We start from the raw sequence: 6662 nt of genomic DNA, 5'->3' as shown, positions 1-6662 counted from the left end.
CCCGCGGCGACTTACGAACTCGCGTTCAAGGGGAATGCCTCGGACAGCTGCCCCGACGGTAAACGGGAGCACTCGATCTACGAGCGTGCGAGCAACCACTCGACGACACTGTGCTTTCTCATCAACCTGCAACAGGGCCGTTGCTATCTGTACATCAGCGACGGCGAAGCCGTGAGCCTGAGGCCGGGCGACTGCGGCGACTCAAACCGGGTACAGGTGAAAATCGTGCAGCGCATCGATGGCAGCACGGACAAAACCCAATGCCCGCAAGGGTCAAAGGGCGTCAGCTACCCGGAGCCGGCCCGCGTGTATTGCCTGGCGAGGGCCGACTCGTAACGTCGCTCAGACGGGCGTCACCGGATGCACCTGCAGCGCGCAGGCGTCGATGGTGGCCGGCACGCTCAGCACGACGGTCGTGTCCGGCGGATTGACCAGCAGATCGGTGTAGGTCGGGCACGGCTCGCCGTTCGCGTCGATGGCCACCCCCTCCACCACGGCCTGCGCCTGGGTGGACAAGGACAGGATCACGGTGGGCGGCACGTCGGCGCCGCCGGGTAGGCCGCCCATGTAGCCGCGCAGGGTGGGCTGGGCGTGGATCAGCGGTCCGCCGGACCCCGAGTCGACGCCGGGATATCCGGTCAGCGTGCAGGGCTCCGCGCCGCCGGCAAGGCTGAACACCAGCGTGGCCCCGCGGTGGCCCACGGCGGCCTGGGTCGGCGATGCGGTGACGGCGATCTGGTCCGACCAGCACGGGGTTGGTGCGTCGGCGGTGTCGATCGGGACGGCCCACGCCGCTGGCCCCGGCAGGGCGGCGGCCGCGTAAACCGTTGCGGCCGCGGCGAAGCTGGGAACGAGTCGGCGGATGCGCCGCCGCTGGCCGGGCACACCGGTGATTATCCGTCATGGGGCTGCGGTTCGACCTGAATTTGAAGCTTCCCTTTTTACCTTGCGGCGTTAGGCTCTGACGGTTGACGAGCCTCGACACTAGGAGGAAGCCAGTGACCACCACCGACGCCGTAGGCCCGTCGTCGTATCCCCCGCCGCCGGCGTTCGCCGAGCAGGCCAACGCCGGCGAGGAGTTGTATCGCGAGGCCGAAGAGGACCGGCTGGCCTTCTGGGCCGAACAGGCGAACCGGCTCTCCTGGTCGACGCCGTTCACCGAGGTGCTCGACTGGTCGCAGGCGCCGTTCGCGAAATGGTTCGCCGACGGCAAGCTCAACGTCGCCTACAACTGCGTGGACCGCCACGTCGAGGCCGGCCTCGGCGACCGCGTCGCCATCCACTGGGAGGGCGAGCCCGGCGACAGCCGCAGCCTGAGCTATTCCGAGCTGCAGGCCGAGGTGTGCAAGGCGGCCAACGCGCTGACCGCCCTGGGCCTGGTCGCCGGCGACCGCGTCGCGATCTACCTGCCGTTGATCCCCGAAGCGGTGATATCGATGCTCGCCTGCGCCCGGCTGGGCATCATGCACAGCGTGGTGTTCGCCGGCTTCACCGCGAAGGCGCTACGGGCCCGCATCGCCGATGCCCAGGCCAAGTTGGTGATCACCAGCGACGGGCAGTTCCGCCGCGGCAAGCCCGCACCGTTGAAGGACGCCGCCGACGAGGCGGTCGACGATCCCGAGAGCCCCGTCGAGCACATCCTGGTGGTGCGGCGCACCGGGATCGACGTGTCGTGGAACGACGACCGCGACGTGTGGTGGCACGACGTCGTCGACGACGCGTCGCCCGAACACACGCCGGAGCCCTTCGACGCGGAGCAGCCACTGTTCCTGCTGTACACCTCCGGCACCACCGGCAAGCCCAAGGGCATCGTGCACACCAGCGGCGGCTACCTGACCCAGTGCTCCTACACGCACTACTACATCTTCGACATCAAGCCCGAACGCGACGTCTTCTGGTGCACCGCCGACATCGGCTGGGTCACCGGCCACACCTACGGCGTCTACGGCCCGCTGTCCAACGGGGTCACCGAGGTGCTCTACGAGGGCACGCCCGACTCGCCGACCCAGCACCGGCACTTCGAGATCATCGAAAAGTACGGCGTCACAATCTATTACACCGCGCCGACGCTCATCCGGACGTTCATGAAGTGGGGCCGCGAGATCCCCGACGCGCACGACCTGTCCAGCCTGCGACTGCTGGGCACCGTGGGCGAGCCGATCAACCCCGAGGCGTGGCGCTGGTACCGCAAGGTGATCGGCGCCGAGAGCCTGCCGATCGTCGACACCTGGTGGCAGACCGAGACGGGCGCGGCGATGATCTCCCCGCTGCCCGGCGTCGCCGCGGCCAAACCGGGTTCGGCGATGAGGGCGCTGCCGGGCATCTCCGCGAGCATCGTCGACGACCACGGCGAACACCTGACGCCCACCGTCCATCACGGCGAACACGTCACCGGCTACCTGGTGTTGGACCAGCCGTGGCCGTCCATGCTGCGCGGCATCTGGGGCGACCCGGACCGCTACGTCGAGACCTACTGGTCTCGGTTCGCCGAGCAGGGCTGGTATTTCGCCGGGGACAGCGCCTATTACGACCGCGACGGCGCCATCTGGGTGGTGGGCCGCATCGACGACGTGATGAACGTGTCCGGGCACCGGCTCTCGAGCGCCGAGTTGGAGTCGGCGCTCGTCGGCCACCACGGAGTGGCCGAGGCCGCGGTGGTCGCCAAGACCGACGAGACCACGGGCCAGGCCGTCTGTGCGTTCGTCGTCTTGTGCGCCGAGTACGAGGTGCACGACGGAATCGTCGACGAGCTGCGCGCCGAGGTGGCCCGCGAGATCTCACCCATCGCCAAGCCGCGGGAGATCCACGTGGTGCCCGAACTGCCCAAGACCCGCAGCGGCAAGATCATGCGCAGGCTCCTGCGTGACGTCGCCGAGAAGCGGGAACTCGGAGACACGTCGACCCTGCTGGACCCCGGCGTTTTCGACGCGATCCAGGCCGCGAAGTAGCTCAGATCAGGCCGGTAGCGGGGTGAACCCCGCGCCCGGCCGGTGCTTGGCGTTGACGTCGGCCAGGATCGCGTTGAACGACTGCACCACGGCCGGCGTGTGCAGCGGGATGTACTTGATGATGCAGGTCGGCAGGTTGTCGCTGAACGCCCCGTGGATCATGCCGACCAGCATGTTGTTCACCGTCACCGGCGCGCCGGAATCGCCGGGCTGCCCGCACACCTGCATGACGATCGTGCCGGGGTCCTGGCCCGGGCCCCAGGTGACGCCGCACGAGTTCCCGGTGGTGCGGCCCTGCTTGCAGGCGATCTCGCCGAAGGCCGGGTCCGGGCCCAGGCCGTTGATCGCGAAGCCGTTGTAGTTGGCCGTCGGTGTCACCTTCGCGGGATCGAACTTGATGACCGCGTAGTCCAGGTTGTCGTTGCCGGCCACCATGGTGCCCAGGGTGCCGGCGTTCTCCGCGCCCTCGGCGGCGACCTGCGCGCCCGGGCCGCCGCAGTGCGCCGAGGTGAAGCCGATCAGGTCTCCGGCGGTATCGCCCCCGATGGTCGTCAGGGTGCACATGGTGTCCCCGTTGATGACGATGCCGGCGCCGCCGCCCATCGGGATCCTGACATCGGCGGCCGCGGCGCGCACGGGGTAGCCCACCAGGACCAGGAGCGCCGCCCCCATTGCCGCCACGAAGCACCGGTGCGCCGTCTGCACAGCACCACTCCCATCGACAGGCCGGACCCGGACCGGCTTGGCCAGTCTAGTCGGCCGGGCCCCTCGCCCGCCGTGCCCAGCGCGGCCCGCGGGGCGATGGCCTCGGGGCGGTGTGATGCGGCAACGGCCCGCCTCGCGCGTGGGCTCCCGGCAAAGGGCCTGGTTCGGCGCGTTCCGATCGGGTATCAGTTGGCCGACGGGCCGGAGACGGCCTGGTCGACCCGGACCCGGACGTGGCCGGCTTCGGCTGGCCTCGTCTGGCCCGGCGGCGCATGGCAACATGAACCGCGACGACAGCGAGCCGGGCAGTGACGAAAGAGGGGACCGTCTGTGAGCAAAGCCGATGGCAAGAACGGTGTGCCCAGCACCCTGACCACGATCCCCCTCGCCGACCCGCACGCCCGCCCCGCGGAGCCGTCGATCGGTGACCTGATCAAGGACGCGACCACCCAGGTGTCCACGCTGGTGCGCGCCGAGGTGGAGCTGGCCCGCGCGGAGATCACCCGCGATGTCAAGAAAGGCCTGACCGGCAGCGTCTTCTTCATCGCCGCGCTGGTGGTGCTGTTCTACTCCACCTTCTTTTTCTTCTTCTTCGTGGCCGAGCTGCTCGACACCTGGCTGTGGCGCTGGGCGGCTTTCCTGATCGTGTTCGGAATTCAGGTGGTGGTCGGGGCCGTGCTGGCCCTGCTGGGCTTCCTCAAGGTGCGCCGGATCCGCGGGCCGCGGGAGACCATCGAGTCGGTCAAGGAGACGCGCACCGCACTCACCCCGGGTCACGACAAGGCGCAGGGCGCGGTCAGGCAGCTCGATGGGCGCGGGAAGCACGAGAAGCCCGAATCCGATCCGTCGGGTTGGTAAATGGCACCGCCGGACCCGTCGGTAACCCGCATCGACGGGCCGTGGCGGCATTTCGACGTGCACGCCAACGGGATCCGGTTCCATGTCGTGGAGGCGCTGCCCGCCGACACCGACTCGGCCGCGCCGCCCACGGCCCGACCGCTGGTGATGCTGCTGCATGGTTTCGGTTCGTTCTGGTGGTCGTGGCGCCATCAGCTGCGGGGACTGACCGGGGCGCGGGTGGTCGCGGTCGACCTTCGTGGCTACGGCGGCAGCGATAAGCCGCCCCGGGGCTACGACGGCTGGACGCTGGCCGGCGACACCGCGGGCCTCATCCGCGCGCTGGGCCACTCCTCGGCGACGCTGGTCGGCCACGCCGACGGCGGGCTGGCGTGCTGGGCCACCGCGCTGCTGCACGCGCGGTTGGTGTCGGCCATCGCGCTGGTCAGTTCCCCGCACCCCGCGGCCCTGCGCCGGTCCACGCTGACCCGCCGCGACCAGGGTTACGCGCTGTTGGCGACGCTGCTGCGCTACCAGGTGCCCGTGTGGCCGGAACGGCTGCTGACCCGCGACAACGGGGCCGAGATCGAGCGCCTCGTCCGCAGCCGCAGCTGCGCGAAATGGGTTGCCTCCGAAGACTTTTCCGAAGCCATCCGCTACCAGCGGCTGGCGATCCAGATTCCCTCGGCGGCGCACTGCGCGCTGGAATATCAGCGTTGGGCGGTGCGCAGCCAACTGCGTGATGAGGGCCGGCGATTCATGAAGTCGATGAGCCGGCAGCTCGGCGTGCCTCTGCTACACCTGCGCGGCGAGGCCGACCCCTACGTACTGGCCGACCCGGTCGACCGGACGCAGCGTTATGCCCCGCAGGGGCGTTACGTATCCGTCGCCGGCGCAGGGCATTTCAGCCACGAGGAGGCGCCGGAGGAAATCAACCGGCACTTGATGCGGTTCCTGGACTCCGTGGTCAGCTGACGCAGGCGCCGGTGGTGACCTGTTGGGTGTCGCCGATCTTGGCGAGCTGACTGTTCACCTCGTCGGCAGTCAACACGAACCCGGTGTCGGGGTCGTCGACGGCGGCACCGAACACGACGCCGAGCACCTGACCGTTCAGGTCGATCAATGGCCCGCCCGAATTCCCTTGCTCCACATTGGCTCTGATGGTGTAGACGTCGCGGGTGACCGGGGCGGGGTCGCGGTAGATGTCGGGGCCGCTGAGCTTGATGACCTCGCGGATGCGGGCCGGGGTGGCGGTGAAGTTGCCGCCGCCGGGATAACCGAGCACCACGACGCTGGTACCGGTTTTCGCCTCGGTCTGCGCGAAGGCCAACGGCGGGGGCGGCAGGTTGGGGACGGCGAGGATCGCGATGTCGACCGACGGGTCGTAGGACACGACGGTGGCGTCCAGCGGGCTTCCGCTGGCGTAGATCTGCACGCTGTTGGAGCCGGCCACCACGTGCGCGTTGGTCATCACACGGTCGGGTGCGACCACAAACCCACTGCCCTCCAACACTTTCTGGCAACTCGGCGCCAGGCTGCGCACCTTGACAACGCTGGGCGCGGTGGACTGAACCACCGGATTGTTGGCCAGCGCAGGGTCCGGCGAGGCGACCGGGATCACCGGGGTGCGGCTGAACGGCTCCAGCACCGCGGGCAGGCCCGAGGTGTTCAGCAGCGCCGAAAGCCGTTTGGGCACCGTCTTCAGCCACGGCGGGGCGACCTCGTTGACCTGGGCCAGCACCCGCGAGCCGCGGACTGCGGCGGCCAGCTCCGGCTGGTCCTTGGACTGCGTCAGCGGCGTGGCCAGCAACCAGGCCGCGGTCAAGACCACCACCAACTGGACGCCCACCCCGATGAACGAGTCGACCGTGCGGATGGTGCGGCTGCGGATCGCGCCGCGCACCGCCCGTCCAAGCACAACTCCGGCGACCTCGCCGATGACCACCAGCGCGAGGATCAAGAACAGGGCGGCGAACAGCTTGGCCCGCGGCGCCGCGATGTGGCTGACCAGGTGGGGCGCCAGCAGCACACCCGCGATCGCGCCCAGCAACACCCCGACGAACGAGAACATTGAGCCCACCGCGCCGGACCGCCAGCCCGAGACGGCCGCGATGAAGGCGACCGACAGCACGGCGATGTCCAGCCACTGGGACGGGGTCATCGAGTTCATGT

Annotated in this window: 6 protein-coding genes and 1 pseudogene; 4 read left to right on the top strand and 3 right to left on the bottom strand. The window is 69.3% G+C overall.

What is annotated here, in order from left to right:
* Window positions 1-336 (top strand): annotated as a pseudogene (locus A9X03_RS29615) (hypothetical protein); the annotation flags it as partial.
* A gap of 6 nt (window positions 337-342) precedes the next feature.
* Here the strand turns inward: A9X03_RS29615 and A9X03_RS01975 are convergent.
* A complete protein-coding gene (locus A9X03_RS01975; protein ID WP_082950330.1) occupies window positions 343-885 on the bottom strand; it encodes a DUF4232 domain-containing protein in 543 nt (180 codons plus the stop codon).
* A gap of 113 nt (window positions 886-998) precedes the next feature.
* Here A9X03_RS01975 and acs point away from each other — a divergent pair, with 113 nt between their 5' ends.
* Window positions 999-2948 carry an acetate--CoA ligase gene (acs, locus tag A9X03_RS01970; protein ID WP_068015885.1) on the top strand — a complete coding sequence of 650 codons (1950 nt, stop codon included), beginning with the start codon at window positions 999-1001 and terminating at the stop codon, window positions 2946-2948.
* A gap of 6 nt (window positions 2949-2954) precedes the next feature.
* Here the strand turns inward: acs and A9X03_RS01965 are convergent, their stop codons facing one another.
* Window positions 2955-3653, bottom strand: a complete 699-nt coding sequence (locus tag A9X03_RS01965; protein WP_156669929.1) for a serine protease — start codon at window positions 3651-3653, stop codon at window positions 2955-2957.
* A gap of 330 nt (window positions 3654-3983) precedes the next feature.
* Here A9X03_RS01965 and A9X03_RS01960 point away from each other — a divergent pair, with 330 nt between their 5' ends.
* Entirely contained in the window at window positions 3984-4511 is a 528-nt protein-coding gene (locus tag A9X03_RS01960; RefSeq protein WP_067749555.1) for a phage holin family protein, read from the top strand.
* Entirely contained in the window at window positions 4512-5465 is a 954-nt protein-coding gene (locus A9X03_RS01955; protein WP_067749557.1) for an alpha/beta fold hydrolase, read from the top strand.
* Here the strand turns inward: A9X03_RS01955 and marP are convergent.
* The gene (gene marP / locus A9X03_RS01950; protein WP_156736826.1) at window positions 5458-6651 is read right to left on the bottom strand and encodes an acid resistance serine protease MarP; all 1194 of its coding nucleotides are present in this window, start codon (window positions 6649-6651) and stop codon (window positions 5458-5460) included. The two genes, A9X03_RS01955 and marP, sit on opposite strands and share 8 nt — an antisense overlap.
* Window positions 6652-6662: the final 11 nt, after the last annotated feature.

This window comes from Mycobacterium sp. E1715, from assembly GCF_001667625.1.
Lineage (GTDB): Bacteria > Actinomycetota > Actinomycetes > Mycobacteriales > Mycobacteriaceae > Mycobacterium.
The sequence above is the reverse complement of the archived record's forward strand: the minus strand, read 5'-3'. Positions and strand labels throughout refer to the sequence as shown.